General features: G+C 74.4%; 25 protein-coding genes. 16 read left to right on the forward strand and 9 right to left on the reverse strand.

What is annotated here, in order from left to right; translation table 11 throughout:
• The first annotated feature begins 12 nt into the window (after positions 1-12).
• The 6 genes from ribH (at position 13) to ACF08D_RS27565 (ending at position 4,984) form a co-directional block, all read left to right on the forward strand.
• Positions 13-498, forward strand: a complete 486-nt coding sequence (ribH, locus tag ACF08D_RS27540; RefSeq protein WP_073757985.1) for a 6,7-dimethyl-8-ribityllumazine synthase — start codon at positions 13-15, stop codon at positions 496-498.
• Positions 499-532: 34 nt separating this feature from the next.
• Complete coding sequence (locus tag ACF08D_RS27545; protein ID WP_392226254.1) at positions 533-814, forward strand: phosphoribosyl-ATP diphosphatase; 282 nt, start codon at positions 533-535, stop codon at positions 812-814.
• A gap of 52 nt (positions 815-866) precedes the next feature.
• Positions 867-1,715, forward strand: coding sequence for an ATP phosphoribosyltransferase (gene hisG / locus ACF08D_RS27550; protein WP_392226256.1), 849 nt, complete (start codon positions 867-869; stop codon positions 1,713-1,715).
• 26 nt (positions 1,716-1,741) lie between these two features.
• The gene (locus ACF08D_RS27555; RefSeq protein ID WP_392226258.1) at positions 1,742-2,194 is read left to right on the forward strand and encodes a PH domain-containing protein; all 453 of its coding nucleotides are present in this window, start codon (positions 1,742-1,744) and stop codon (positions 2,192-2,194) included.
• Between the two features lie 235 nt (positions 2,195-2,429).
• Positions 2,430-3,779 carry a hemolysin family protein gene (locus ACF08D_RS27560; RefSeq protein WP_392226259.1) on the forward strand — a complete coding sequence of 450 codons (1,350 nt, stop codon included), beginning with the start codon at positions 2,430-2,432 and terminating at the stop codon, positions 3,777-3,779.
• The gene (locus ACF08D_RS27565; protein WP_392226260.1) at positions 3,776-4,984 is read left to right on the forward strand and encodes a hemolysin family protein; all 1,209 of its coding nucleotides are present in this window, start codon (positions 3,776-3,778) and stop codon (positions 4,982-4,984) included. The genes ACF08D_RS27560 and ACF08D_RS27565 overlap by 4 nt, the downstream gene beginning before the upstream one ends.
• Before the next feature lie 45 nt (positions 4,985-5,029).
• On the opposite strand, the gene ACF08D_RS27570 is transcribed toward ACF08D_RS27565, so the two are convergent.
• Together ACF08D_RS27570 and ACF08D_RS27575 are read right to left on the reverse strand one after the other, a co-directional pair.
• A complete protein-coding gene (locus ACF08D_RS27570) occupies positions 5,030-6,988 on the reverse strand; it encodes an AAA family ATPase (protein WP_392226262.1) in 1,959 nt (652 codons plus the stop codon).
• Positions 6,989-7,381: 393 nt separating this feature from the next.
• Entirely contained in the window at positions 7,382-8,023 is a 642-nt protein-coding gene (locus tag ACF08D_RS27575; protein ID WP_392226264.1) for a uridine kinase, read from the reverse strand.
• Positions 8,024-8,240: 217 nt separating this feature from the next.
• Between ACF08D_RS27575 and ACF08D_RS27580 the strand changes: the two genes are divergently transcribed.
• The 3 genes from ACF08D_RS27580 to ACF08D_RS27590 all read left to right on the forward strand — a co-directional run bounded on the left by ACF08D_RS27580 (position 8,241) and on the right by ACF08D_RS27590 (position 11,360).
• Entirely contained in the window at positions 8,241-9,635 is a 1,395-nt protein-coding gene (locus ACF08D_RS27580; protein WP_392226266.1) for a C39 family peptidase, read from the forward strand.
• A 115-nt stretch (positions 9,636-9,750) separates the two neighbouring features.
• On the forward strand, positions 9,751-9,897 hold the full coding sequence (locus ACF08D_RS27585) for an SCO1431 family membrane protein (protein ID WP_392226268.1): 147 nt from the start codon (positions 9,751-9,753) through the stop codon (positions 9,895-9,897).
• A 290-nt stretch (positions 9,898-10,187) separates the two neighbouring features.
• Positions 10,188-11,360, forward strand: a complete 1,173-nt coding sequence (locus ACF08D_RS27590) for an acyl-CoA dehydrogenase family protein (protein WP_392226270.1) — start codon at positions 10,188-10,190, stop codon at positions 11,358-11,360.
• 134 nt (positions 11,361-11,494) lie between these two features.
• Here ACF08D_RS27590 and ACF08D_RS27595 read toward each other — a convergent pair whose 3' ends face one another.
• Entirely contained in the window at positions 11,495-11,893 is a 399-nt protein-coding gene (locus tag ACF08D_RS27595) for a hypothetical protein (RefSeq protein ID WP_392226272.1), read from the reverse strand.
• A 203-nt stretch (positions 11,894-12,096) separates the two neighbouring features.
• Between ACF08D_RS27595 and ACF08D_RS27600 the strand changes: the two genes are divergently transcribed.
• The 4 genes from ACF08D_RS27600 (at position 12,097) to fxsA (ending at position 16,133) form a co-directional block, all read left to right on the forward strand.
• Positions 12,097-12,537 (forward strand): Lrp/AsnC family transcriptional regulator, encoded by a 441-nt coding sequence (locus ACF08D_RS27600; protein WP_126887834.1) that lies wholly within the window; start codon positions 12,097-12,099, stop codon positions 12,535-12,537.
• A gap of 22 nt (positions 12,538-12,559) precedes the next feature.
• Positions 12,560-14,185 (forward strand): amidohydrolase, encoded by a 1,626-nt coding sequence (locus tag ACF08D_RS27605; RefSeq protein ID WP_392226274.1) that lies wholly within the window; start codon positions 12,560-12,562, stop codon positions 14,183-14,185.
• Between the two features lie 525 nt (positions 14,186-14,710).
• The gene (locus ACF08D_RS27610; RefSeq protein ID WP_392226276.1) at positions 14,711-15,487 is read left to right on the forward strand and encodes a polyprenol monophosphomannose synthase; all 777 of its coding nucleotides are present in this window, start codon (positions 14,711-14,713) and stop codon (positions 15,485-15,487) included.
• 46 nt (positions 15,488-15,533) lie between these two features.
• Positions 15,534-16,133, forward strand: a complete 600-nt coding sequence (gene fxsA / locus ACF08D_RS27615; RefSeq protein WP_392226277.1) for an FxsA family membrane protein — start codon at positions 15,534-15,536, stop codon at positions 16,131-16,133.
• 145 nt (positions 16,134-16,278) lie between these two features.
• Here fxsA and ACF08D_RS27620 read toward each other — a convergent pair whose 3' ends face one another.
• From ACF08D_RS27620 to ACF08D_RS27635, 4 genes are all read right to left on the reverse strand, one after another.
• Positions 16,279-16,653 carry an RNA polymerase-binding protein RbpA gene (locus tag ACF08D_RS27620; protein ID WP_026278069.1) on the reverse strand — a complete coding sequence of 125 codons (375 nt, stop codon included), beginning with the start codon at positions 16,651-16,653 and terminating at the stop codon, positions 16,279-16,281.
• A 266-nt stretch (positions 16,654-16,919) separates the two neighbouring features.
• Entirely contained in the window at positions 16,920-18,278 is a 1,359-nt protein-coding gene (locus ACF08D_RS27625; RefSeq protein WP_392226278.1) for an MFS transporter, read from the reverse strand.
• A gap of 59 nt (positions 18,279-18,337) precedes the next feature.
• The gene (locus tag ACF08D_RS27630) at positions 18,338-19,111 is read right to left on the reverse strand and encodes a glycerophosphodiester phosphodiesterase family protein (protein ID WP_392226280.1); all 774 of its coding nucleotides are present in this window, start codon (positions 19,109-19,111) and stop codon (positions 18,338-18,340) included.
• Positions 19,108-19,869 carry a YitT family protein gene (locus tag ACF08D_RS27635; RefSeq protein ID WP_392226282.1) on the reverse strand — a complete coding sequence of 254 codons (762 nt, stop codon included), beginning with the start codon at positions 19,867-19,869 and terminating at the stop codon, positions 19,108-19,110. Before ACF08D_RS27635 ends, ACF08D_RS27630 begins: the two co-directional genes overlap by 4 nt.
• Before the next feature lie 104 nt (positions 19,870-19,973).
• On the opposite strand from ACF08D_RS27635, the gene ACF08D_RS27640 reads away from it, so the two are divergent.
• Positions 19,974-21,476, forward strand: a complete 1,503-nt coding sequence (locus ACF08D_RS27640) for a PLP-dependent aminotransferase family protein (RefSeq protein WP_392226284.1) — start codon at positions 19,974-19,976, stop codon at positions 21,474-21,476.
• 93 nt (positions 21,477-21,569) lie between these two features.
• Here ACF08D_RS27640 and ACF08D_RS27645 read toward each other — a convergent pair whose 3' ends face one another.
• A complete protein-coding gene (locus ACF08D_RS27645) occupies positions 21,570-23,441 on the reverse strand; it encodes a hypothetical protein (protein WP_392226286.1) in 1,872 nt (623 codons plus the stop codon).
• A 45-nt stretch (positions 23,442-23,486) separates the two neighbouring features.
• Positions 23,487-23,681, reverse strand: coding sequence for a hypothetical protein (locus ACF08D_RS27650; RefSeq protein WP_073757949.1), 195 nt, complete (start codon positions 23,679-23,681; stop codon positions 23,487-23,489).
• A gap of 359 nt (positions 23,682-24,040) precedes the next feature.
• Between ACF08D_RS27650 and ACF08D_RS27655 the strand changes: the two genes are divergently transcribed.
• Both ACF08D_RS27655 and ACF08D_RS27660 read left to right on the forward strand, forming a co-directional pair.
• A complete protein-coding gene (locus ACF08D_RS27655) occupies positions 24,041-24,469 on the forward strand; it encodes an ankyrin repeat domain-containing protein (protein ID WP_392226288.1) in 429 nt (142 codons plus the stop codon).
• 253 nt (positions 24,470-24,722) lie between these two features.
• Positions 24,723-26,141 (forward strand): HEAT repeat domain-containing protein, encoded by a 1,419-nt coding sequence (locus ACF08D_RS27660; RefSeq protein ID WP_392226290.1) that lies wholly within the window; start codon positions 24,723-24,725, stop codon positions 26,139-26,141.
• The last annotated feature ends 37 nt before the right edge of the window (positions 26,142-26,178 follow it).

Genomic DNA, 26,178 nt, shown 5'->3' on the forward strand with positions numbered 1-26,178 from the left:
GAGAGTACGCACGTGAGCGGCAAGGGCGCACCCGAACTGAGCGTGAAGAACTGCGGCGACCTCCGGGTCGCCGTGATCGCGGCCCAGTGGCACGAGAAGATCATGGACGGCCTCGTCGACGGCGCCCTCCGGGCCCTGCACGAGCTGGGCATCGACGAGCCGACCCTCCTGCGGGTCCCCGGCAGCTTCGAGCTGCCCGTCGTCGCCAAGGTCCTCGCCGGCCGCGGCTACGACGCGATCGTCGCGCTCGGCGTCGTCATCCGGGGCGGCACCCCCCACTTCGAGTACGTGTGCCAGGGCGTCACCCAGGGCCTCGTCCAGGTCTCCGTCGACACCGGCGTCCCCGTCGGCTTCGGCGTACTGACCTGCGACACCGAGGAACAGGCCCTCGACCGGGCCGGCCTGGAGGGGTCGAACGAGGACAAGGGCCACGAGGCGGTCACCGCCGCCGTCGCCACCGCCACCACACTGCGCACCGTCAGCGAACCCTGGCGCTGAGTGGGCACCCCCCACCCCGTACTCTTAGGACATCATGGCGAACGAAACCCGTAAAAGCTTCGAACAGCTCTTCGCCGAGCTGGAGCTCAAGGCCAGGACCGGCGACCCCGCCACCTCCCGCACCGCGGAGCTGGTGGACAAGGGCGTCCACGCCATCGGCAAGAAGGTCGTCGAAGAGGCCGCCGAGGTCTGGATGGCCGCCGAGTACGAGGGCAAGGAAGCCGCCGCCGAGGAGATCTCGCAGCTGCTGTACCACGTCCAGGTGATGATGGTCGCCCGCGGGATCTCGCTCGACGACGTCTACGCCCACCTCTGAGCCGGTCCCGGCTCCCCGCGAAAACCCCCTTCACAGTTAGGAAGCCCACCCCATGCTGCGCATCGCCGTCCCCAACAAGGGTTCACTGTCCGGACCTGCGTCGGCGATGCTCCATGAGGCCGGCTACCAGCAGCGCAAGGAGTCCAAGGAACTGGTGATGGTCGACCCGGAGAACGAGGTCGAGTTCTTCTACCTCCGCCCCCGCGACATCGCCATCTACGTCAGCTCCGGCAAGCTCGACATCGGCATCACCGGCCGCGACCTGCTGCTGGACTCGGGCGCCAACGCCGAGGAGATCCTCCAGCTCGGCTTCGCCCGCTCCACCTTCCGCTACGCCACCCGGCCCGGCACCGCGACCGGCCCCGCCGACTTCGGCGGGATGACGATCGCCACCTCCTACGAGGGCATCGTCGCCAAGCACCTCGCCGACCAGGGCATCGACGCCTCCGTCGTCCACCTCGACGGCGCCGTCGAGACCGCGATCGAGCTGGGCGTCGCCCAGATCATCGCCGACGTCGTCGAGACCGGCACCTCCCTGCGCAACGCCGGCCTGGAGGTCGTCGGCGAGCCGATCCTCACCTCCGAGGCCGTCGTCATCCGGCGCACCGGCGCCCCCGCCGACGACCCCAAGGTGGAGCAGTTCCTCCGCCGCCTCCAGGGCGTCCTGGTGGCCCGCTCGTACGTGATGATGGACTACGACTGCCGCGCCGAGCACCTGGAGCAGGCCGTCGCCCTCACCCCCGGGCTGGAGTCGCCGACCGTCTCGCCGCTGCACAACGAGGGCTGGGTCGCCGTCCGCGCCATGGTCCCCGCCCGCGAGGCGCAGCGGATCATGGACGACCTGTACGCCCTGGGCGCCCGGGCCATCCTGACCACGGAGATCCACGCCTGCCGCCTCTGACGGCCCCGGAAGAACCGGTACGACACATGTCCGACCCCCACCTCCCCGTGCTCCCGGTCACCTTCCGGCCGACCCGCACCCGGGCCGTCCTGCTGACCGTGGGCGCGGTGATGTTCGTGACCATCACGGCCGTCGCCCTGATGCTGGAGACGCTCGGACCGGGGGAGCGCGCCAGCTTCGTGTTCACGGCCGCGCTCTTCCTCGGTGTCCTCGCGCTCCTCAGCCGCCCCAAGGTCGTCGCCGACCACGAGGGCGTCACCGTCGTCAACCTCACCCGCACCCGCCGGCTGGCCTGGGCGGAGATCCTCCAGGTCAACCTGCGCGAGGGCGACCCCTGGGTCTTCCTCGACCTCAGCGACGGCACCAGCATGCCCGCGCTCGGCATCCAGCCCGGCATCGGCAAGCAGCGGGCCATCCGGGACGCCCGCGCCCTGCGCGCCCTCGCCGAGGCCCGCGGAACCGGCACCGACACCGCCTGACGGCGCCCGCGCCACGCCCGGCGTGTCGCCCGGACGGACGCCGACCCTCTGCCCCGACCGGGGCGGGCGTGATTACTCTTGTGGCGGTGGCGCCGAGCGCGCCACCGCCCCGCGCACACGGCAGCCCCTTCGCACCACCGCCGGCGGGGCCCCTGCGACCCGAGGAGTGATTCCCTCCAGCAATGGACGGATCGTCCGGTAGTACCTGCGCCGCCCCCCGTGAAGAGGCGGCGGCATGACCATCCCCCTCCTGCTGCTCGCCGCGGCATTCCTCCTGATCCTCGCCAACGGCTTCTTCGTGGCGGCCGAGTTCGGCCTCGTCACCGTGGAGCGGGCGGACGCCGAGCGCGCCGCCGCCGAGGGCGACCGGCGGGCCCGTACCGTCGTGAAGGCCCTGCGGCAGCTGTCCTTCCAGCTCTCCGGCACCCAGCTCGGCATCACCCTCACCTCGCTCGTCGTCGGCATGCTCGCCGAACCGGCGCTCGCGCGCCTCCTCGACGGGCCGCTCACCGCCACGGGACTGCCCGAAGGGGCCGTCTCCGGCGTCGCGGTGGTGATCGGCATGCTGGGCGCCTCCGCCGTCCAGATGGTGATCGGCGAACTGGTCCCGAAGAACTGGGCCGTCTCCCGGCCCCTCCAGGTCGCCCGGTTCGTCGCCGGCCCGCAGACCCTGTTCTCACGCGCCTTCCGGCCGGTCATCGCCCTGCTGAACGCCGCCGCCAACCGGCTCGTACGGCTGCTGGGCGTCGAGCCCACCGACGAGCTGGCCTCCGCCCGCACCCCCGGCGAGCTGGTCTCGCTCGCCCGGCACTCCGCGCGGGCCGGCGCGCTCGAACAGGACACGGCCGACCTCTTCGTCCGCACCCTGTCGCTGGGCGGCCTGACCGCCCAGCACCTGATGACCCCGCGGGTGAAGGTCAACGCCCTGCGCACCGACGCCACCGCGGCGGACGTCGTCAACCTCACCCGCGCCACCGGCCTGTCCCGCTTCCCCGTCTACCGGGAGCGCATCGACGAGATCGCCGGCATGGTCCACCTCAAGGACGCGCTCGCGGTGCCCGGCCCGGAGCGGCTGCGCACCCCCGTGGGCCGGATCGCCGTGCCCGCGCTGCTCGTCCCCGAGACCCTGCCCGCCCAGGCGCTCCTGGAGCGGCTGCGCAGCGAGCAGCCGATCGCCGTCGTCGTCGACGAGTACGGCGGCACCGCCGGGGTGGTCACCCTGGAGGACATCGTCGAGGAGCTGGTCGGCGAGGTCCGGGACGAGCACGACGCCGAGAGCGACGAGCTGCCCGAACTGGCCGCCGTGTCCGCCGAGGACGGCCTCGCCGCCTGGGAGGCCGACGGCGGCTGCCGCGTGCACACCCTGAAGCGGATAGGCCTCGACGTCCCCGACGGGCCGTACGAGACCGTCGCCGGGCTCGTCGCCGACCTGCTCGGCCGCATCCCGGCCCCCGGCGACCGGGCCGAACTGCCCGGCTGGCGGCTGTCCGTGCGGCAGGTGGACCGCTACCGCGCCGAGCGCGTGCGGCTGGTGCGCCTGGCGGCGGCCGGAGCGGAGCCGGAACTGGTGGAGGCCGCGCGGTGAGCGTCCTCCAACTCCTCTTCGCGGGCCTGCTGGTGCTCGCCAACGGCTTCTTCGTCGGCGCCGAGTTCGCCCTCGTCTCCGTGCGCCGCAGCCAGATCGAGCCGCTCGGCCCCGGCTCCAAGCGGGCCCGCCAGGTCCTGTACGGCCTGGAGAACCTGCCGCGGATGATGGCCGCCGCGCAGTTCGGCATCACCGTCTGCTCGCTGACCCTCGGCGCGGTCGCCGAACCGACCGTGGCCCACCTGCTGGAGCCGGTCTTCCACGCGGTGCGCCTGCCGGAGAGCCTGGTGCACCCGCTGGGGTACGTCATCGCGCTGGCCGTGGTGGTCTTCCTGCACCTGGTCATCGGCGAGATGCTCCCCAAGAACCTCGCCATGGCGGCCCCGGAGCGGACCGCGCTGTGGCTCAGCCCCGGCCTGGTCGGCTTCGCCCGGCTCTGCCGTCCGGTGACGGTGGCGCTCGGCGCCTGCTCCCGGCTGGTGCTGAGGCTCTTCGGCGTGGAGCCGAAGGACGAGGTCGAGGCCGTGTACACCAGCGCCCAGCTCGGGCGGCTGGTCGAGGACGCCGGCCAGGCCGGGCTGCTCGATCCGGCCGAGCAGGAGCGGCTGGAGGACGCCCTGGAGCTGGGCAGCCGCCCGGTCTCCGACGTCCTCATCCCGCGTACGTCCCTGGTGACCGTCACCCCGTCGGTCACCCCGGCCGAGGTGGAGGACCTGACCGTCCGCACCGGCTACTCCCGCTTCCCGGTGTGCGCCGAGGGCGGGGGAGGGGTCTTCATGGGCTTCGTCCACGTCAAGGACGTGCTGGAGCTGGAGGACGCCGACCGCGCCGTCCCGCAGGACGTGTGGCGCCCGATGGCGACCCTGCGGGCGGAGCTGCCGCTCGACGACGCCCTCACCGTGATGCGCCGGGCCGCCACGCACCTGGCGCAGGTCGCCGACGCGTCGGGCCGCGTCCTGGGCCTGGTCGCGCTGGAGGACGTACTGGAGATGCTGGTCGGCGAGGTCAGGGACCCGGCCCACCGCTCGGCCGCGCCGCTGGTCCCGGCCGTCACCCCGGGCACCCCGCCCGCTGCGGTCCCGGCCCTGGACGACCCGGCGCCGGCCGCCGCCGTCCCGGTCCCGGACGACCCGGCGCCCGTCCCGGTGCGCGCCGCCGAGCCGGCCCCGGCCGCTGTTCCCGACCAGGGCGTCCTGACCGCCTGACCGCCCGCCCCGGGCCCCTCCCGCGCGGGAGGGGCCCGGGGCCGGTCAGTACCCCGGGGTGCCGGGCAGCCCGGGCGGGTCCTGCGGCGGGCGCCGCGCCGGGCCGCGCCCCGACAGCACCTCCCCGTACGCCTGCATCAGGTCCGGCAGCCGCAGGGTGGCGAGGTCCTCCCGGGTGGGCGTCACCGTGCAGCCGGACAGCCGCAGGTCCCGGTAGGCGCACGACTTCTCGTACAGGGTGCGCAGGAACCGCCCGTTGCCCAGCTCGTCGATCCAGCCCTGCTCCACCACATGGCCGCTGATGGACCGCAGCTCGTCGAGGGCCTCCTCGTCCCACACGTCGTCGTTCGCGGCGGCCAGCACCTGGCCGATCGCGGTGAGTTCGAGCGGCCGGTACGACGGGAAGTCGACCCGCGTGGTGAACCGGGACGAGAGGCCCGGGTTGGCGGCGAGCAGCCGGTCCATCCCCTCCGGGTAGCCGGCGAGGATCACCACCAGGTGGTCGCGGTTGTCCTCGGCGCGCTTGAGGAGCACCTGGAGCGCCTCGTCGCCGTACGCGTCGCCCTTGCTGTAACCGGAGTTGGACAGGGAGTACGCCTCGTCGACGAACAGCACCCCGCCCAGCGCCGAGTCGATCAGCTCATTGGCCTTGACGGCGGTCTGGCCGAGGAACTCGCCCACCAGGTCGGAGCGCTGGGCCTCCACGAGGTGGTCCCCGCCGAGCAGCCCCAGGGCGTAGAAGACCCGGCCGAGGATGCGGGCGACGGTGGTCTTCCCGGTGCCGGAAGGGCCGGAGAAGACAAAGTGACGTTTCGGCGGCTGCACGGGGAGGCCCTGCCCGGCCCGCAGCCTGGCCATCTCCAGCTGCGCCGACAGCGCCTTGACCTGCCGCTTGACCGGGTCCATGCCCACCATGCGCTCCAGCTCGGCGAGCGCCTCCGCCAGCAGCGCCGGGTCGGTCGGGCTCGCCGGGAACGCCGGGGTGCGCGGCCTGCCGGGGCCGGCCGCCTTCTCCCGCGCGCCGTGCGGCGGGGCCGGCGGGCGGCCGGGCGGCGGCACGGACGGCCCGCCACCGGCACCGGGCGACGCCTGGCCGGGCACCGGGGGCGGCGGGTCCCCGGCCAGGCGCAGCCCGTCGGAGGGCGGGGCCTCGGGGGCGTCCGGCAGGTCCAGGGCGTCCTGGCCGAGCCCGGCGAGGGACACCGCCGCCAGGTCCCCGGGGTCGTCGTCGCCCTCGAACCCGTCGTACTCGGTGATCGCGGCCAGCCGGGCGGCGGTGTCCATGAAGGCCGGGTCGATGCGGTGCACCGCCCGGTAGAGCGGGAGGGCGGCGGCGCTGCGCCCGGTGCCCTCGTGGGCGCGGGCCAGCCAGTAGCGCAGCTCCTTGCGCTGCGGCTGCTCGCTGCGGCAGCGCATCAGGGCGGCGGACAGCAGCGGTTCCGCCTGCCCGTACATCTCCAGCCGGACCCGGGCCATGCCGCCGAACAGCCCGGCCTCGATGCCCAGCAGCGGGTCGTTCACCAGCGGCTCGGTGTGGCGGACGAGCTGGTCCCAGTCCTTGACCAGATAGGCCCGGCAGGCGTGCAGGAAGCGGACCTGCGGGTCGGTGTCCACGGGCGGCAGGCCGGCCAGCGCCCGGTCGAGCTCCGGGACGTGGCGGCCGTCGAGCCAGTGCGAGGCGTGCGCGAGCAGCAGGTCGCGCGGCGACTCCAGGACCGGCTGCACCCACCAGCCCAGCCAGTACCAGGAGTTGAGCGTCCGGCGGTGGCGGGCGCGCTGCTCGCCGAAGCGCGCCCGCTCCTGGTACATCCGCAGCAGCGCGGTGGTGGTGTCGACGCGCAGCGCGTGCAGCCCGAGCCAGCCGTCGGCCATGCCGGGATCGATCCGCACGGCCGTCCGGAACTCCTCCTCGGCCTGCGGGTACGCCCCCATGGTGTAGGCGTCCACGCCGCGCAGCCAGGCGAGGTCGGCCGGGGCGTGCGTGCCCTTCGTGCCGATGTCCATCGGGTCCCCCACAAGACGTGTCCCCGTACCTGTCCGCCGGGCGGCCGCCCGCCGGAAGCGTTCCCCATCGCCCTCTCGTCGCAAGGGAATTGACCGCACCGAGAGGCATCGTACCTGTACGGGGAGTGTGCGCTTAAGGGCGCGAAGGGCTCTGTGGGGCGCGGAAGAAGCGGGGCGCCGCGGTGACCGACGGTGAGCGTGAGGTGTCCGAACGGGATCGAAAAGGGGCGCCGGGAGCGCGTCGGGGGCAGAACGAAGCCCCCGGTCACGGGGGAACAACCGGGGGCTTCGCGTCTGCGGCGGCTCCGGAAAGCCGCACATTGAGAACGTAAGACCTGTACGCCCCGTCGGTCAAGCGAAGTTGGGGCACTCTGGAGGCTGATTTCCGACTGCTCAGTACGGAGCCCGGAAGGGGCCTCCGAGCCGGTCACTCTCCGTCACACCGTGGTTCGCCACTGCTGTCCCGGCGGGCCCGGGAAGCCACTCGTACCCCTCCGCGCACTCCCGTACCAGGGTGTCGGCGTACGGCCGGGAGGGGTCCGCCGCGAAGTGGCGAGTCTCCGCCACCGTCCACCCCTCCCAGAACTCCCGCTGCGGCGGCCCGTCCCGCCGCCGGCCCCGCTCCCAGGACTCCTCGGCGCCGCGCTCCATCCACAGCAGCCGCGCCAGGAACGGCCGCAGCGCCCGGCGGCCGGCGCCCACGCCCTCCACCAGCACCACCGGCGCCGGGGGCAGCGGCCGGGCCGCCCCGAAGCGCCGCAGATTCCAGTCGTACGGGTGAACGTGCGCCACCTCGCCCCGGCTCAGCGGCTCCAGCACCTCGGCCCGCAGCCGGTCCGTCCAGCCGAACAGCTCCTCGTGCGTGGCCACGTCGTCCAGCCGCAGCACCGGCGCCCCGCCGAGCGCCGCGGCCAGCCGGCTCGCGAACGTCGACTTGCCCGAACCGGCGTGGCCGTCCACCGCGATCAGCCGGACGGGGCCGCAGGACGGCGGCAGCGCGCGCAGCGCGGCGGCGGGTCGGGCCAGGTCATCCATGCCGCCCAGCCTACAAAGCCACAGGTGGAGACCAATATTGGTACGGCGACGCGCGCCCGATGTCTGGCCGAGTCACGGCCCGAGCGGCGATAGTGGGCGGACCGGCGGCCCGTACGCACCGTGCGCGGACCGTCACACAGCCGCACCAGCGCCCGCCGCACGCGCCACCCGCGTGCACCGCATCCGTCGCCCATCCCGACCGACCGGGGGTCTCGCCATGACCAGTTCCCCGCCGCCCGGAGCGGCGCCCGCCGCCCGCAGGACCGTGCTCGCCGCCGCGCTCGCCGCCGTCGGCACCGCCGCCGCCTCCCCGGCCCCCGCCGCCGCCCTCGGCGCCGGGGACCGCGCCCGCCCCGCGCCCGGGGGCCGCCGGGCCCCGTCCGGCACCGTCGACAACCGCTTCTGGACCTCGTACACCGACTGGCGCTCCGGCACCCGCGAGGGCACCCGCGCCGTCGCTGCCCGCCGCCCCGGTCTGGTGATCGCCACCCCGGCCGGGCGCACCGACTACACCGACCCGCACACCGGCGCGACCGCGGCCTGGGAGTACGCCACCTGGACCTCGCCCCGGCACACCGCCACCGTCCCCGCCACCGAGATCATCGCCTCGTGGAACGCCGCCACCCCGGCCGGCACCTGGATCGCGGTGGAGCTGAGCGGCCGGTACGCGGACGGCACCGAGACGCCCTGGTACGTCATGGGCCGCTGGGCGTCCGGCGACGGCGACATCCGGCGCACCTCCGTCGACGACCAGAAGGACGGCAGGAGCACCGTCTGGACCGACACGCTCGCCGTCGACGACCCGGCGAGCGGGGTGCGCCTCACCTCGTACCGGCTGCGGCTCACGCTCCACCGCCGGCCCGGCACCCGCCTCACCCCGACCGTGTGGCGGGTGGGCGCCATGGCGTCGGACGTGCCCGACCGCTTCACCGTGCCCGCCACCGAGCCCGGTCTCGCCCGCGAGCTGGTCGTCCCGCGCTACTCGCAGAACACCCACATCGGCCAGTACCCGGAGTACGACAACGGCGGCGAGGCGTGGTGCAGCCCCACATCGTCGCAGATGATCATCGAGTACTGGGGGCGCCGACCCACCGCCGCCGATCTCGCCTGGGTCAACCCGGACTACGACGACCCCCAGGTCTGCCACGCGGCCCGGTACACCTTCGACCACCAGTACGACGGCTGCGGCAACTGGCCCTTCAACGCCGCCTACGCCGCCACCTACCGCGACCTGAACGCCGTGGTCACCCGGCTGCGGTCGCTGACCGACGTGGAGCGGCTGATCCGGGCGGGCATCCCGGTCATCACCTCCCAGTCCTTCCTCAAGGAGGAGCTGACCGGCGCCGGCTACGGCACGGCCGGCCACCTGATGACGGTCATCGGCTTCACCACCGGCGGCGACGTGATCGCCAACGACCCCGCCTCGCCCAGCAACGTCGCGGTGCGCCGCGTCTACCGGCGCCGCGAGTGGGAGAACATCTGGCTCCGCACCAAGCGCTACAACGCCTCCGGCACGGTGTCCTCCGGCACGGGCGGCGTCTGCTACCTCTACTGGCCCGCCCACCCCACGGCCGCCCAGCGCCGGGCCCTCGCGGCGGTGGGAGTGCGCTGAACCGGGCGGACGGCGCGGGTGGGCCGGCGGGGAGCGTGAGGAACGTCTCTACCGCCGGGGCCGCCCGCGCTGGCACTGTGGACGGGTCCCTTTTCGGTCGAAAGAGCGGGAAACCATGACCTCGAACACCGCTGCCGTCGCCGCCCCCCGGACCCGGACCGGCGGCCCCAAGGACGACGGCCCCGAGCTGCTGGAGCACATCCTGGGATGGGTGCTCGTCGTCGTGCTCGCCATGCTCGTCACCCGGGTCGGCCTGCTCTGACCCCGCCCGCCGGCCGGCGGCCGCTCCCACCCGCCGTCCGGTGACCTCCGGAACACCCCCGCGCGCCGGGCACCGGTCCTCCGCCACCGCCGAGTTGAGGGTGACGGAACGATCACCGGTCACCCGGTGACGGAACTCCCTCGATCGGGCATACTCAACCCGCCACAGCCGCTGGTCAGCCGATTCCGTGATCCGGGAAGGCAGCATCGGCGAAGCAGTGTGACCCGGCGGCGCCGCCCACCCGTACGCGCGCGCCCGCCGCAGCGCCCGACAGGGAGGAGAGCGCCCCCATGCCCGACCGCGCCCCGCAGCCGGTGGAACGACAGCTGCCGACCGAGGAGTCCAGGGATCTGATCGCCCTGGTGCGTGACATCGTCCAGCGGGAGGTCGCACCGCGCGCCGCCGAGGAGGAGGACGCCGGGGTGTTCCCCCGCGCACTCTTCTCCCTGCTCTCCGACTCCGGACTGCTCGGCCTGCCCTACGACTCCGCCTTCGGCGGCGGCGACCAGCCCTACGAGGTCTACCTCCAGGTGCTCGAAGAGCTGGCCGCGGCCCGCCTGACCGTCGGCCTCGGCGTCAGCGTCCACTCCCTGTCCTGCCACGCCCTGGCCGGCTACGGCACCAAGGAGCAGCGCGCGGAGCACCTGCCTGCCATGCTGGGCGGCGGCCTCCTCGGCGCCTACTGCCTGTCCGAGCCCTCGTCCGGCTCCGACGCCGCCTCCCTGCGCACCCGGGCCGTCCGCGACGGCGACGACTGGGTGCTGGGCGGCACCAAGGCGTGGATCACCCACGGCGGGGTCGCCGACTTCTACACCGTGCTGGCCCGCACCGGCGGCGAGGGGCCGCGCGGCATCACCGCCTTCCTGGTCCCCGGCGACGCCGAGGGCCTCTCCGCCGCCGTGCCGGAGAAGAAGATGGGCATGAAGGGCTCGCCCACCGCACAGCTCCACTTCGACGGCGTACGCGTCCCCGACGCGCGCCGGATCGGCGACGAGGGCCAGGGCTTCGCCATCGCCCTGTCCGCCCTGGACTCCGGCCGCCTCGGCATCGCCGCGTGCGCCGTGGGCGTCGCCCAGGCGGCGCTGGACGAGGCGGTCACCTACGCCACCGGCCGGCAGCAGTTCGGCCGGCCGATCGCCGACTTCCAGGGGCTGCGCTTCATGCTGGCCGACATGGCCACCCGGGTCGAGGCGGGGCGCGCGCTCTACCTGTCCGCCGCGCGGCTGCGCGACGCGGGCCTGCCCTTCTCGCGCGAGGCGGCGATGGCCAAGCTGTTCTGCACGGACGCGGCGATGGGGGTCACCACCGACGCGGTCCAGGTGCTGGGCGGGTACGGCTACACCGCCGACTTCCCCGTCGAGCGCTTCATGCGCGAGGCCAAGGTGCTCCAGATCGTCGAGGGCACCAACCAGATCCAGCGGATGGTCATCGCCCGCCACATCGTCGGCCCCGAGTCACGCTGAACGGAAGACCGCCGAGGCCGCCAGGGCCGCGGGGCGGCGCGTGACGACGGCCGGCCCGCACCGGCGCCGGGGTACGGCGGGGGTGCGGGCCGGGAGGCGACGGGACCGGACGGCGGCCGTCCGGGCGGGGTCCGTCAGGCGGCGCGCCGCATGGGCGGCATCGGGCGGCGGGTGACGCGCGGCGTCTTGATCGGTTGCGAGCCGGGGCCGCCCACGTGCGAGAACGGCTGGGTGCGCCAGTCGAGTCCCTGGGGGAGCGTCAGCAGCAGGGCGGTGTCCTGCTCCTGGAGCTCCCGCGACTCGTCGGCGGGCCGGGCCTCCGACGCCGCCCGCCCCGTGCCGGTGCACACCGTCAGCACGAACGGGTTCCACGGCGTCGGGCACAGGGCGTGCTCCGGCAGCACGTCCTCGTCCGCCAGCAGCGCGATGGGCTGCGAGCAGTCCGGGCAGAGGACCCGGACCATCTCGAACGTGTCGTACGCGTCGAGTTCGTCGTCCTCGATGGATGCGACCGAATCAACAGGCTCCTGCATGGAGAATCTCCCCCTCGGGTGGGCCGACCGGGCTCTTGCGGCCTCGACCACAGCAAGCAATTCCCTTCCACCGGCCCGGATAACCATCCGGTCACGGAGGAGCCCGCCGCAATGTTGTGGTCTTCGTCACATGCCGCCCGCAGGTGCCCTCCGGCGGGGCCTCCGACTGGGCCGCGGGGCGCCGGGGGCAATAGGTTGACCGCATGGAGGAGCTGGATCGTCAGATCGTCGAGTTGCTCGTCAAGGACGGGCGCATGAGCTACACCGACCTGGGCAAGGCCACCGGCCTGTCCACCTCGGCGGTGCATCAGCGCGTCCGACGCCTCGAGCAGCGCGGAGTCATCCGCGGCTATGCCGCCGTCGTCGACCCCGAGGCGGTCGGCCTGCCGCTCACCGCGTTCATCTCGGTGAAACCCTTCGACCCCAGCGCCCCCGACGACATCGCGGACCGGCTCGCCGACATCGCCGAGATCGAGGCGTGCCACAGCGTCGCCGGGGACGAGAACTACATCCTCAAGGTCCGCGTGGCGACCCCGCTCGAGCTGGAGCACCTGCTCACCCGCATCCGCTCCCAGTCCGGCGTCTCCACCCGGACCACCGTCGTCCTCTCCACCCCCTACGAGGCCCGGCCGCCACGCGTCTGACCACCTCCTTAGGCTGGTCACCATGACCGAGAGCGAACACCGCACCGTGCTCCTGCGCGGTGGAGACGTCCACAGCCCCGCCGACCCCTTCGCCACCGCGATGGTCGTCGAGCGGGGCCATGTCGCCTGGGTGGGGTCCGAGGGCGCGGCCGACGCCTTCGCCGCCGGCGTGGACGAGGTGATCGACCTCGAAGGCGCCCTGGTGACCCCCGCCTTCACCGACGCGCATGTGCACACCACCGCCACCGGCCTCGCCCTCACCGGACTCGACCTGTCCGGCGCCGCCACCCTCGCCGAGGCCCTGGAGCGGGTACGGGCCCACAGCGCCGCCCGCCCCGCCGACCGCGTCCTGCTCGGCCACGGCTGGGACGCCGCCCGCTGGCCCGAGCAGCGCCCGCCGTCCCGCGCCGAGCTGGACGAGGCCACCGGCGGGCGCCCGCTGTACCTGCCGCGCGTCGACGTCCACTCCGCGGTCGTCACCACCGCGCTGCTCGACCTCGTCCCCGGCGTCACCGCCCTGACCGGCTACCGCCCCGACGCCCCGCTCACCGCCGCCGCGCACCACGCCGTGCGCGCCGCCGCCCACGCCGCCGTCACCCCCGCCCAGCGCGCCGACGCCCAGCGGGCCGCGCTGCGCCGCGCCGCGTCGCTCGGCATCGGCACCGTCCACGAGTGCGCCGGCCCCGAGATCTCCGACGAGGACGACTTCACCGCCCTGCTGGCGCTGGCCGCCGGCGAGCCCGGCCCCCGCGTCGTGGGGTACTGGGCCGAGGCGGTGTCCGGCGAGAAGGACGCCCGGCGGGTGCGGGAGCTGGGCGCCGCGGGCGCGGCCGGCGACCTCTTCGTGGACGGGTCGCTCGGCTCCCACACCGCGTGCCTCCACGAGCCGTACGCCGACGCCCCGCACACCGGCACCGCCCACCTCGACGCGGCCGCCGTCGCCGCCCATGTCGCCGCCTGCACCGAGGCCGGTCTCCAGGCCGGCTTCCACGCCATCGGGGACGCGGCGCTCAGCACCGTCGTCGCGGGCGTACGGGCCGCCGCCGAGACCGTCGGCACGGCCCGCGTCCGCGCCGCCCGCCACCGCGTGGAACACGCCGAGATGCTCACCCCCGAGACCGTCGCCGCCTTCGCCGAGCTGGGCCTCACCGCCTCCGTCCAGCCCGCCTTCGACGCCGCCTGGGGCGGGGAGGACGGCATGTACGCCCGGCGCCTGGGCGCGGAACGGGCCCGCACGCTCAACCCGTACGCGGCGCTCCTGCGCGCCGGAGTTCCCCTGGCCTTCGGCTCCGACAGCCCGGTCACGCCCCTGGACCCGTGGGGCACCGTGCGGGCCGCCGCCTTCCACCGCACCCCCGAGCACCGGATCTCCGTCCGGGCCGGCTTCACCGCCCACACCCGCGGCGGCTGGCGCGCCACCGGACGGGACGACGCGGGCGTCCTCGTCCCCGGAGCGCCCGCCGACTACGCGGTCTGGCGCGCCGGGGACCTGGTCGTCCAGGCGCCCGACGACCGGGTCGCCCGCTGGTCCACCGACCCGCGCTCCGGCACGCCCGGCCTGCCCGACCTCACCCCCGGCTCCGACCTGCCGGTCTGCCTGCGCACCGTCGTTTCCGGACGTACGGTCTTCGTGCGACCGAACGAGTGACGTCGTCCGGGCCCCGGCCCGGGCGAGGGTCCCGGCCGGTCGCCCACCACCTGCGGATCTTCCTGCCTGACCTGCCCTTTCAAGAAACGCCGCAGGTGGCACGGCTGTTGACAGCGGGCGGTCGGCGGCCGGTAGGTTCGGCGGGTCCACCACAGGACGCCCGACCGGCCGACCTTCACGCAGTCGTCGAACGCCGCTGGGTCATGGGGTGGTGCTCCGCGCCGGCGCACCACCACTGGGAGCCAGGTTCAGCGCCAGCGCCTCGGGGGCGAGGGAAGGTTTTTGCCGGTTCGGGCTCCCCCCTGGCCGGGAGCGGCCCGGGGGAGGTGCGACCCGGGTGGGGCCCGGACGTTCAGTAGACAACGGCTCTCGGTCGACCCGCAGCCAGCGGGCCCCAGGTCGGCCCGAAGGACACCGGGCCCCCACTCGCGCCGCGCGCCGGTTCCCCCCTTCCGTACCGCCGCCGCGACCGGCCCCGCCGGGCTCGCTATGGTGGTGATCCGTGTACGGACGTGAGGGGCAGCAGTGAACGACGGTGGCCAGAGGCGGTACGGCCCGCTCGGCAGAGCCTTGGTGATCATCCCGACCTACAACGAGGCCGAGAACATCAAGCCGATCGTCTCCCGGGTGCGCGCCGCCGTGCCCGACGTCGACGTCCTCGTCGCCGACGACAACAGCCCGGACGGCACCGGCAAGCTCGCCGACGAGCTGGCCGCCGAGGACGAGCACGTCCACGTCCTGCACCGCAAGGGCAAGGAGGGGCTCGGCGCCGCCTACCTGGCGGGCTTCCGCTGGGGCATCGAGCGCGACTACGGCGTCCTGGTGGAGATGGACGCCGACGGCTCCCACCAGCCCGAGGAGCTGCCCCGGCTGCTGACCGCCCTGAAGAACGCCGACCTCGTCCTCGGGTCCCGCTGGGTGCCCGGCGGCCGGGTGGTGAACTGGCCCAAGTCCCGCGAGATCCTCTCCCGGGGCGGCAGCACCTACTCGCGCCTCCTCCTCGACGTGCCGATCCGGGACGTCACCGGCGGCTTCCGCGCCTTCCGCAAGGAGACGCTGGAGGGCCTCGGCCTGGACGAGGTCGCGTCCCAGGGGTACTGCTTCCAGGTCGACCTGGCCCGCCGCGCGGTCGCCGCGGGCTTCCATGTGGTCGAGGTGCCCATCACCTTCGTCGAGCGGGAGCTGGGCGACTCCAAGATGAGCCGGGACATCGTGGTCGAGGCGCTGTGGCGGGTCACCGCCTGGGGCGTGGGCTCCCGGGCCGGCCGCATCCTCGGCCGCGGGTCCGACGGCCGCTCCTGATCCCCCCTTTACGCCGCCCCGGCGCACGCCCGGGCACACTGGGACCATGACGACCGGCGCACCGCCCCCTTCCGCCCGTACCCCGCGCTCCCGCGCCCGCAGGTTCGCCCCCGTGGGGGTGGCCGCCTGGCTGGTGCTGGAGATCTGGCTGCTGACCCTGGTGGCGGGCGCGGCCGGCGGGCTCACCGTGCTCGCCCTGCTCGTCGGGGGCGGTGTCCTCGGCGCCGCGGTGATCAAGCGGGCGGGCCGCAGGGCGTTCCGGACGCTGACCGAGACGCTCCAGCAGCAGCAGTCGGGCGCCGCTCCGGGGGGCCCGGCCGCGCAGGACCGCGAGAGCGCCGGGAACGGTTTCCTGATGCTCGCCGGGCTGCTGCTGATGCTGCCGGGCCTGATCTCCGACGCCGCCGGACTGCTGCTGCTGATCCCGCCGGTGCGGGCGATGGCCGGGCGGTACACGGAGCGGGCGGTGGAGCGCCGGGTGCGGGCCGCCGTGCCGGGCTACGGCCCGCTGGGCGACGCCTTCCAGCAGGCCCGGATGAGCCACCCGGACGGGAAGGTCGTGCAGGGCGAGGTCGTCCGGGAGGACGCCCCCCGGGGCCCGGGTGGTGCCGGCGACGAGGGTCCGCGCCCGCCGATCGGCCGCTGAGCGGCGGCTCGGCACAGCTGCAGGAACGGCAAAGCCGCGGGGCGGCGGTACTCCTGAGGTACCGCCGCCCCGCGGCTGTTGCTCGTGGCGCTCACTCGCGCGCCCGCCGGTCGTCTGCGGACGCCCGGCCGTCCGGAATCCCGCGTTACGCGGACTTCCGGCTGTCGCGCGGATGCACGGCGATGTTCATGGCGCCGGAGCGCAGGACCGCCAGCCTCTCGGCCAGCACCTCCTCCAGCTCCTCGCGGGTGCGCCGCTCCATGAGCATGTCCCAGTGCGTACGCGCCGGCTTGCCCTTCTTCTCCTCGGGGCCGTCCCCGTCAACGAGGAGTGCCTGGCTTCCGCAGACCTTGCACTCCCACTCCGGCGGGATCTCCGCCTCGACCGAGAACGGCATCTCGAACCGATGCCCCTTCTCGCATGCGTACTCCACCGCCTGGCGCGGGGCCAGATCGATGCCGCGGTCGGTCTCGTAGCTGGTCACCACGAGGCGCGTGCCGCGAAGAGCTCGCTCACTCATGAATCGTGCCTCCCGGGCTTGTCGCCCACAGGACAGGTGTCGCTGTCGTCGTCATCCGGTCAACGTCCGGTCGGCGGTAAAGATTCCCGTTGCGGGTCATGCGTCGCCCGTCGTGCCGCTGCTTTTTCCCCTCATGGGGTACCCGCCAGCGCCCGGTTTGTCACATCTGACAGCAGATGTCACCCAGCGTCTTTACTACCAGTGCACGCAGTAACGGTCCGCCTGGCAGGCCAAAGGCGTACACTACCGGCCTTTCACTTCGGCGTCTAAATCCGGTCGGGCACCGGGTTCCCCGCGGCGGCCACCGCCTTCCGGACGGGTACCCGCGCCAGCAGGACGAATCCCAGGGCGAAGAACAGCACCAGCGAGAGGATGGCGTCCCGGTAGCTGCCGGTCAGCTGGTAGGCCAGCCCGAAGACCAGCGGGCCCAGCCAGCTGAGCCCGCGGTCGCTCATCTCGTACGCCGAGAAGTACTCGGCCTCCTTGCCCGGCGGCACCAGGTGCGAGAACAGCGACCGGGACAGCGCCTGGCTGCCGCCCAGCACCAGCCCGATGCCGGCCGCGAGCGCGAAGAACCACACCGGCCGGCCCGCGGGCAGCAGATATCCGGCCGCCAGGATCAGCGTCCACACCGCGAGCGACCCCAGGATCGTGCGCTTGGCGCCGTACGTCCTCGCCAGCCGGCCCATGCCCAGCGCCCCGGCCACCGCCAGGACCTGGACCAGCAGCACCGCCGTGATGAGCGAGGTCTGCTCCAGCCCCAGCTCCTCCGAGCCGTAGACGGACGCCTGCGAAATCACCGTCTGCACACCGTCGTTGTAGACCAAGTACGCCAGGAGGAACGACAGCGTCAGCGGGTGCCGGCGCATGTCCCGCAATGTGGCCACCAGCTGCCGCCACCCCGAACCGACCGCGCCCTCCCCGCCGGGAACCACTCGCCGGTCCCGCAGGCGCCGCAGCGGCACCAGCGTGAAGGCGCCCCACCACAGGCCCGCCGAGGCCAGGCAGATCCGCACCGCCTCGCCCTCCGTGAGCCCGAAGGAGTCGTGCCGGGTGTACAGAGCCAGGTCCAGCAGCAGGACGAGCGCGCCCGAGGCGTAGCCGAAGGCCCACCCCCGCGAGGACACCGCGTCCCGCTCCTCCGGTGCGGCGATCTGCGGCAGATAGGCGTTGTAGAGCGCCATCGACACCGCCAGCGAGGCGTTCGCCACGATCAGGAGGAACGCCCCCAGCAGATAGCGGGTGCCCTCCAGCAGGAACAGCCCCGCCGTGGCGGTCGCCCCCACATAGGCCGCCACCGCCAGCAGCGGCTTCTTCCGGCCCGTACGGTCGGCGGCGGCCCCCGCCAGCGGCATCACCAGCACCGCCAGGACCACCGACAGGGACACCGCGTACGGGAACACCGACCCCGCCCGGACCGGGATGCCCAGCGGGTGCACGAAGCCGTCGGCGTCGGCGGCGGCCCTGGCGACGGACGTCAGGTACGGGCCGATGAAGACCGTCAGCACGCTCGTGGAGTAGACCGAGCACGCGAAGTCGTAGAAGTACCAGCCGCGTTGCTCACGCAGGCGGCCGGCCGGACCGGTCTCGCCGGCGGCCCGGCCGGCGGTGTCGGCGTCGCTCACGCCCGCCCCCCTCGTTCGTTCCCTCGGCCGTACGTCCCCACGGCCCCATCGGACGGGCGTCACGCCCCGGCCCAGACCCCCCGGTCGGTCAGCACCGTGCGCAGCGTCTCCAGGTGATCGGTCATGATGCCATCCACCCCGAGGTCGAGGAGCGCGGCCATCCGGTCCGGGTCGTTCACGGTCCACACATGCACCTGGAGGCCCCGGTCGTGGGCCGTCCGGACGAACCGCCGGTCCACCACCCGCACCCCGCCCTGCGTCTCCGGGACCTGGGCCGCCACCGCGCCCGCCCGCAGCGCCGCAGGGATGCCGTACGACCGCAGCCGCAGGCCCAGCACCCCCCGCACCCCGTACGACGTGGCCAGCCGGTCCCCGGCCAGCCGCCGCGCCCGGGCCACCCGCCCCTCGTTGAAGGAGCCGACGCACACCCGGTCCCAGGCGCCCGTCCGGCGCACCAGCTCGACCAGGGGCTCCAGGGCCGGCTCCGCCTTGATGTCCACGTTCCAGCGGGCCTCCGGGAACTCCTCCAGCAGCTCCTCGAAGAGGGGCAGCGGTTCCGTGCCCCCCACGCGCGCGTGGCGCACCTCGCTCCACGGCAGGTCCCGGATGCGGCCCCGGGCGTCCGTCACCCGGTCCAGCGTCGCGTCGTGGAACGCGACCAGCCGGCCGTCGGCGGTGGTGTGCACATCGGTCTCGAAGTAGCGGTAACCGGCCGTCGCGGCGCGCCGGAAGGCGGTCACCGTGTTCTCCAGCCCGTCGGCCGCCCCGCCGCGGTGGGCGAAGGGTATGAGGGGGGACGGGTGGTCCAGATAGGGGTGGCGTACGCGAGTCACCGCCGCAGTATCGCCTGCCGGGGTGTCCGGGAGGCGACCACGGTGCTGCCGCCGCCGCCCGGGACGGCGAACACGCGCAGGAAGAACTGGGCGAGCGGGCCGATCGCCACCGCGTACAGCAGCGTCCCCACCCCCAGGGAGCCGCCCAGCAGGAAGCCGGTGAGCACCACCGTCAGCTCGATCGTGGTCCGGATCAGCCGCAGCGAGCGCCCGGTGAGCCGGTGCAGTCCCGTCATCAGCCCGTCGCGCGGACCCGGACCGAACCGGGCGGCGATGTAGAGGCCGGTGGCCAGGCCGTTGAGGACGACCCCGGCGAGCATCAGCGGCACCCGGGCGAGCAGGCCGTGGGCGTCGGGGACGAGCCAGAGGGTGGCGTCCATGGCGGCGCCGATGACGAGGACGTTGGAGACGGTGCCCAGTCCCGGCTTCTGGCGCAGCGGGATCCACAGCAGCAGGACGGCGGCCCCGACGATCGTCAGGACCACGCCCATGGACAGGCCGGTGATCCCGGACAGGCCCTGGTGCAGGACGTTCCACGGTTCGAGTCCCAGGCCGCTGCGCACCAGCAGCGCGGAGCTGACCCCGTACAGCGCGAGGCCCGCGTACAGCTGCACCAGCCGGCGGACGAGGTGCCGCGGCTCCGGGACGGCCGCCGGGGCACCGGCGGCGACAGCGGTGGCCGGCGTCGGGGTCGTGTCGGCGGTGGGCGGTGTCGCGGTGGTGTCGGCGGTGGCCGGTGGGCCGGAGGTGGTCGACATGGGTTGTGCCCCCCGATGTGGTGATGGTGGACTGACTCATGCCACCCTGTGGCAGGCTTCGGGACCCCAACCAGGTCCAATTCGAGGAAGGTGGACTGAATTCCATGGCTGAGTGGACTTCGGCAGTGGGCCCCGCCCAGCTGGCCCGACAGCTCACGGCGCAGCAGCCCCGGCCCGCCGGACCCGGCACCCGCAAGCCGCCCGCCTACCGCGCCCTCGCCGACGGCATCCGCCTCCTCGTCCTGGAGGGCCGCGTCCCGGTCGCCGCCCGGCTCCCCGCCGAGCGGGAACTGGCCCTCGCCCTCTCCGTCAGCCGTACGACGGTCGCCGCCGCCTACGAGGCGCTGCGCGCCGAAGGGTTCCTGGAGTCCCGCCGCGGCGCCGGGAGCTGGACCGCCGTGCCCGCGGGCAACCCGCTGCCCGCCCGAGGGCTGGAGCCCCTGCCGCCCGAGTCGCTCGGCTCCATGATCGACCTGGGCTGCGCCTCGCTGCCCGCGCCCGAGCCCTGGCTCACCCGCGGCTTCCAGGGCGCCCTGGAGGAGCTGCCGCCCTACGCGCACACCCACGGCGACTACCCGGCCGGACTGCCCGCCCTGCGCCAGATGCTCGCCGACCGCTACACCGAGCGCGGCATCCCCACCATGCCCGAGCAGATCATGGTGACGACCGGTGCCATGGGCGCCATCGACGCCATCTGCCACCTCTTCGCCGGACGCGGCGAGCGGATCGCCGTGGAGTCCCCCTCGTACGCCAACATCCTCCAGCTCATGCGGGAGGCCGGCGCCCGGCTGGTGCCCGTCGCCATGTCCGAGGGGCTGGACGGCTGGGACCTCCCGCGCTGGCGCCAGGTGCTCCGGGACGCCGCGCCCCGGCTCGCCTACGTCGTCGCCGACTTCCACAACCCGACCGGCGCCCTCGCCGACGAGGACCGGCGGCGCGCCCTGGTCGACGCCTCCCGCTCCGCCGGGACGGTCCTCGTCGTCGACGAGACCATGACCGAGCTGTACCTCGACGAGGGCTTCGAGATGCCCCGCCCCGTCTGCTCCTTCGACCCGGCCGGCAGCACGGTGCTCACCGTCGGCTCGGCGAGCAAGGCGTTCTGGGCCGGCATGCGCATCGGGTGGGTGCGCGCGGCCCCCGACGTGATCCGCTCGCTGGTCGCGGCACGCGCGTACGCCGACCTCGGCACCCCCGTGCTGGAGCAGCTCGGCGTCAACTGGCTGATGCGGACCGGTGGCTGGGAGGAGGCGGTCGCCCTGCGGCGCGCCCAGGCCCGGGAGAACCGTGACGCCCTGGTCGCCGCGGTGCGCCGGGAGCTGCCGGACTGGGAGTTCGAGGTGCCGAGCGGCGGCCTGACCCTGTGGGTGCGCACCGGGGGCCTGTCCGGCTCGCGGCTGGCCGAGGTGGGGGAGCGGGTCGGCGTCCGGGTGCCGTCGGGGCCCCGCTTCGGCGTGGACGGCGCCTTCGAGGGGTACGTACGGCTGCCGTTCACCGTCGCCGGGCCGGTGGCCGATGAGGCGGCGGTGCGCCTCGCGGCGGCGGCCCGCCTGGTGCAGGCCGGGGCGAGCGCCGGTTCGGGGGAGTCGCCCCGGACGTTCGTGGCCTGAGGCTGCCTGGGGCTCCCGGGGCGGCGCCGGGGCCCGGTTGGTCCCCGGCCGCCCGGTGGGCCCGGGCGGTGGGGTTCGCGGCGCCGGGTGCGGTCAGCCCGTCGCGGGTACGCCCGCCGTTCCTCCGGTGCCGGTGGTGAGGGCGGGGGCCGTGCCAGTCACTGTGTCCGGTGCGGCCACGGGCGGCCCGGCGGGCGCGGGCGGCTGCGCCGCGGGTGCCAGGGGTGCGCCGGGCAGGGCCGCCATGGACGTCACGATCAGCGGGCGTACCGGCCCGGGGCGGGCGGTCGGCGCGTCCGGTGCCGCGTTCTGGAGTGTTTCGGGCCCGTCCGGTGCCGCGTCCTGGAGTGTTTCGGGTCCGTCCGGTGCCGCGGTCGGTGCGAGGGGCGGCTGCGGCGGCAGCGGCGGGGCCTCCGGGGGAGCCTGGGGAGCCGGGTGGCGGTCGGGCAGCAGGTCGAGGACGGCCTGCCGGAGCGGCTCCGGCGTCGCGTCGTCGTACGGGTCCGGGGTCGCCGGCACCTGGAGCCGCAGCACCGGTCCGGCGCCCAGCCGGGCGTACCCGCGTCCGGGCGGGACCTCCGGGACCGGCGTCGTGCGGGGGGCGGAGTCCAGCACGTACCGCACCTGCTCGGGGGAGGCGGGGCCCAGCACGACCCGGGCGCGTGTGTGCGTCCAGACGGCCTCGCTGAGCGCGCCGACGGTGTCGAACTGCTCGGCCACCACGACCGTCACATGGGCCGAGCGGCCGTGCCGCAGCGGCACCTGGAGCAGCGCCTGGGGGTCGGTGCGCCCCTCGGCCGCCGCGAGGTGCCCGAGCACACCGGGCCGGTCCAGCAGGATCCACAGCGGCCGCCGGGTGTCCTCCGGGGCCGGGCGGCCCGCCTGCCGGGCCTTGTTCGCCTCGATCAGCCGCCGTTCCGTCTCGCTCGCCGCCCATTCGAGGCTCGCCAGCGCACCGGACGGGGCGCACTCGGCGCCCAGCACCCCGGGGCGCCCGACGAGGCAGGCGTACTCGCCGGTGCCCGCCCCGTCCACGACCAGGACGTCCCCGTGCTGGAGCGCCTGGAGGGCGACGGACCGCAGCAGGGTGGTGGTGCCGCTGCCGGGCTGGCCCACGGCAAGGAGGTGCGGTTCCGTCGAGCGGGGCCCCGTGCGCCACACCACCGGGGGCGCGTCGCGGGTCTCGTCGCCGTCCCGCACGGGCACGGTCCGCTGCACCGCGTCGGGGTCGGTGAAGCCCAGGACGGTCTCGCCCGGCGCGGTCACGAAGCGCTGCGCGGCCACCGTCGCCGGCAGCGGCGCCAGCACCCGCATGAGGAGCTGGTTGCCCTCCTCGTCCCAGTCGAAGAGGTACTCCCGGCCCCGGCCGGACTTGGCGTGCAGCAGCTGCTCGATCCTGGCGCGGGACTCGGCCTCGCCGTCGGTGAAGTACGCGGGGTAGGTGATCCGCAGCCGGGTCGGACGGCCGTCGCCGTCGAAGGCGAAGTCGCCGAGGGCCCTGGACCAGTCACCGCCGTGGGCGAACAGCGGAGCGGGGTCGTCCGGGACCGAGAAGTACGGTACGAGGGCCTCGTACAGGCCCCTGAGGCGTTCGGTCTCCGCCTCGTCGGGACCCGTCCGCACCACCGGACGCTCCCGTCCCTGCCAGGCCGCCGCGCCCATCACCGAGACGAGGGCCAGCAGCGGCCCGTACGGGATGAGCGCGACGGCCAGGACGCAGGCCGCGACGACGAACAGCGCGGGACCGCGCCGCTCCTTGGGGGTCGCGGCCCATCGGGCGCGGCCCACTCCGGCCAGCTTCCGCAGACCACGGGTGATCGTGATCAGCGGATGGAGGACGTCCGTGGCGCCGTCGGCGGCCGTTCGTGCGAGCTCCCGGCCCCGGGCGATCCGGGCGGTGGCGCCGCTCGTGAGGCTCGGAATGCTCGGGAGGCTGGAGATGCGCGGAAGAGGACGCCGGGCCACGTCGTACTCCTGATCCTGAGGTGGTGGAGGGGGCCGCGCGGGCGGTCAGAACTTGATCCCGCCCAGCAGGCTGGCGAGGCTGGCCCCGCCGGCCGTGATGCTGGGGGCGATCGCGGTGCCCGCGAGGTAGAAGCCGAACAGCGCGCAGACGAGGGCGTGGGAGGCCTTGAGCCCGTCCTTCCTGAAGAACAGGAAGACGATGATGCCGAGCAGTACCACGCCTGAGATGGACAGGATCATGAGGGGATCTCCTGGGTGAGGGGACAGTCACCTTCAGTTCTTCCAGCCTCACAGAAAGTATCTATGTGATAAAAGGTGCAAACGAGTGAAATTATGGGTTTTTCACTTGACTGGCGGACGTGTCACTTGACCGGCGGGCCCGGCCGCCCTCGCCGGGGCGTCCCGCCGCCCCGACGCACATCCCTTGCCGCCGCCGGAGCCGATCATGTCCCCGCCCGGGCAGTACCCTGTCGGTTCACTCGTACGGCGCCCCCGCCGTACACCCCGGTCCTCCGGGTCCACGCAGGTCAAGCGGCCATCACGGCCGCGCGCGCCCTGGTCCTCACGGCGCGTCAACGAGGTGAGAGGCGGTACGTCCGATGAGTGAAGGCATCGAACCCAACGACTCCAACGACCCCAGCAACCCCATCGATCCCGGGGTGATCGAGCTGGCGTCCAAGGTCTTCGACCTGGCGCGGCAGGGCGACGCCGAGGCGCTCGCCGCGTATGTCGACGCGGGGGTCCCGGTGAACCTCACCAACGACAAGGGCGACTGCCTGGTGATGCTCGCCGCGTACCACGGCCACGAGGAGGCCGTCGCCGCCCTCCTGGCGCGCGGCGCCGACCCCAACCGCGTCAACGACCGCGGCCAGAGCCCCATCGCCGGGGCCGTCTTCAAGAGCGAGGACGGCATCGTCCAGGCCCTCCTGAACGCCGGCGCCGATCCGGAAGCCGGAACTCCGTCCGCCGTGGATACCGCCAGGATGTTTGGGAAGACACACCTCCTGGAGCTGTTCGGAACCCGGTGAACGGGAGCGGAACCCCAGGTCGGAGCGGTGGCGTAAATGTGGTCGCGGTGGCGAAAAGGCTGGGTCATCATGACGTCGGGCCCGCACGGGGCCACCGACGAGAGGCAGAGGAAGATGGTCGACACCAGGCGGAAGACGACGACGGGCGGCTCCACATGTTGCTGCGCGGCCTAGGCAATCACCGTTTCCCGGCCCCCCGCCGGGACCCCGGTACCCGCCGGGTGCGTCGACAGCTTGATGTGAGGCATTTTCCATGTTCGATCCGGTCATAGCGCCGAGCGGCACGCTGCTCGGCCTGCTGCAGAGGGGTCGCGGCGACGGCACACTGCACGCGCTCGCCGCGCCGCGGACAGAGGCCCTCGCGGCCCTCAACCACTGTGTGCTCTCCGACCCGCGCCAGGACTGGCAGGTCGAGAACCGCTCCCTCTACTACGCGCGCCTCTACCTGGACCTGCACGGCGGCCTCGAAGCGATCGAGGACCACCTGTTCGCCGCCGAGGACCACCTCGACACCGAGGAGGAGCGGACGGGCCTGGCGCTCGCCGTGCTGGGCCACCTCGCCGCGTACGGCCGCGGGGACGCCCTCGCGCTGCTCCGCCGGTACGCCGCCACCGGCTCCAACTGGGCCTGGGCGCTGGACGAGCTGGCCCTGCGCGACGACGACTCCGGCCTGCGCGCCTTGGCCGCCCCGGTCCTGGCGCGCTTCCCCGCCACCCCCGAGGGCGAGGCCGAGCTGGCCGCCGCCGTCCGGGACGCCTTCGAACCGCGCCCCTGGCGGCTCTGGGCCGACGACCCGCGCGAGACGGTCGGCGCCCGGGTGCGCGCCGCCCGGGAGCAGGGCTCCTTCGACCGGTGGCAGCGCCAGCTGCGCCCCACCGGCCCCCGGCCCGGCTGGAGCGTCGAGGCCGTCTTCGCCTGGGCCGAGGAGGGCCTGGAGCGCGGCACTGCGCTGCACGTCCCCGCCGCCCGCTGCCTCACCGCCGTCGCGGGCCCCGAGGACCGGGCGCTGATCGTCCAGGCCGCCCGCACCGGTGCGGACGGCGCCCGCTGCGCCGCCCTGCACTACCTCGCCGAGGCGCGCGACCCCGTCGTGCTCGACCTCATCGAGGCCGCCGCCGCCAGTGACTCCCGGACCGTCGCCGAAGCCGCCGTCGGCGCCTTCGAGCGCATGTGCGGCGACGCGGCCGTCGACCGCGCGCGGGGCTGGATCCACCGGCCCGACCCGCTGGGCGCCTCCGCCGCCGGCGTCCTCGCCTGCCGCGGCGACGCCCGGGACGCCGCACTCGTCCTCGGGGCGCTGCGCGAGGCGGTACGGGCCGAGGGCCCCGACGCGCCCGCCCTGTACGCCCTGGTCGACGGCGCCGGCCGGCTGGAGGTCGCCTGCGCCGCGCCCGTACTGCGCCACATCTACCGCGAGACCGCCTCCTCCCAGCTGCGCGGGCGCACCGCCCGCGCGCTCGCCGCCACCGACCCCTCCTTCGCGACCGGCTTCGCCGTCGAATGCCTCTGGGACTGCGAGGAGACCACCCGGGAGATCGCCGCCCTGCACGCCGAGACCGGGGACGTACGGGTGGCCGAGCGGCTGCGCCGCCTCGCCGCCGACCCCGCCGAGGAGGACGAGGTCCAGACGGCGGTCCGCAGCAGGATCGGACCGGACCTGCCCAAGGTCTGAACCGGCGCGGGGGCACGCAGCCCCGCCCACCGCGAGG

The sequence above is a fragment of the Streptomyces sp. NPDC015131 genome, assembly GCF_043079975.1.
GTDB lineage: Bacteria > Actinomycetota > Actinomycetes > Streptomycetales > Streptomycetaceae > Streptomyces.

What these genes read in the sequence shown, in the direction of transcription:
- ACF08D_RS27545 (WP_392226254.1), top strand. Translation starts at nt 533, where the DNA reads ATGGCGAACGAAACCCGTAAAAGCTTCGAACAGCTCTTCGCCGAGCTG.
- hisG (WP_392226256.1), top strand. Translation starts at nt 867, where the DNA reads ATGCTGCGCATCGCCGTCCCCAACAAGGGTTCACTGTCCGGACCTGCG.
- ACF08D_RS27555 (WP_392226258.1), top strand. Translation starts at nt 1,742, where the DNA reads ATGTCCGACCCCCACCTCCCCGTGCTCCCGGTCACCTTCCGGCCGACC.
- ACF08D_RS27560 (WP_392226259.1), top strand. Translation starts at nt 2,430, where the DNA reads ATGACCATCCCCCTCCTGCTGCTCGCCGCGGCATTCCTCCTGATCCTC.
- ACF08D_RS27570 (WP_392226262.1), bottom strand. Translation starts at nt 6,988, where the DNA reads ATGGACATCGGCACGAAGGGCACGCACGCCCCGGCCGACCTCGCCTGG.
- ACF08D_RS27575 (WP_392226264.1), bottom strand. Translation starts at nt 8,023, where the DNA reads ATGGATGACCTGGCCCGACCCGCCGCCGCGCTGCGCGCGCTGCCGCCG.
- ACF08D_RS27580 (WP_392226266.1), top strand. Translation starts at nt 8,241, where the DNA reads ATGACCAGTTCCCCGCCGCCCGGAGCGGCGCCCGCCGCCCGCAGGACC.
- ACF08D_RS27585 (WP_392226268.1), top strand. Translation starts at nt 9,751, where the DNA reads ATGACCTCGAACACCGCTGCCGTCGCCGCCCCCCGGACCCGGACCGGC.
- ACF08D_RS27590 (WP_392226270.1), top strand. Translation starts at nt 10,188, where the DNA reads ATGCCCGACCGCGCCCCGCAGCCGGTGGAACGACAGCTGCCGACCGAG.
- ACF08D_RS27595 (WP_392226272.1), bottom strand. Translation starts at nt 11,893, where the DNA reads ATGCAGGAGCCTGTTGATTCGGTCGCATCCATCGAGGACGACGAACTC.
- ACF08D_RS27600 (WP_126887834.1), top strand. Translation starts at nt 12,097, where the DNA reads ATGGAGGAGCTGGATCGTCAGATCGTCGAGTTGCTCGTCAAGGACGGG.
- ACF08D_RS27605 (WP_392226274.1), top strand. Translation starts at nt 12,560, where the DNA reads ATGACCGAGAGCGAACACCGCACCGTGCTCCTGCGCGGTGGAGACGTC.
- fxsA (WP_392226277.1), top strand. Translation starts at nt 15,534, where the DNA reads ATGACGACCGGCGCACCGCCCCCTTCCGCCCGTACCCCGCGCTCCCGC.
- ACF08D_RS27620 (WP_026278069.1), bottom strand. Translation starts at nt 16,653, where the DNA reads ATGAGTGAGCGAGCTCTTCGCGGCACGCGCCTCGTGGTGACCAGCTAC.
- ACF08D_RS27635 (WP_392226282.1), bottom strand. Translation starts at nt 19,869, where the DNA reads ATGTCGACCACCTCCGGCCCACCGGCCACCGCCGACACCACCGCGACA.
- ACF08D_RS27640 (WP_392226284.1), top strand. Translation starts at nt 19,974, where the DNA reads ATGGCTGAGTGGACTTCGGCAGTGGGCCCCGCCCAGCTGGCCCGACAG.
- ACF08D_RS27650 (WP_073757949.1), bottom strand. Translation starts at nt 23,681, where the DNA reads ATGATCCTGTCCATCTCAGGCGTGGTACTGCTCGGCATCATCGTCTTC.
- ACF08D_RS27655 (WP_392226288.1), top strand. Translation starts at nt 24,041, where the DNA reads ATGAGTGAAGGCATCGAACCCAACGACTCCAACGACCCCAGCAACCCC.
- ACF08D_RS27660 (WP_392226290.1), top strand. Translation starts at nt 24,723, where the DNA reads ATGTTCGATCCGGTCATAGCGCCGAGCGGCACGCTGCTCGGCCTGCTG.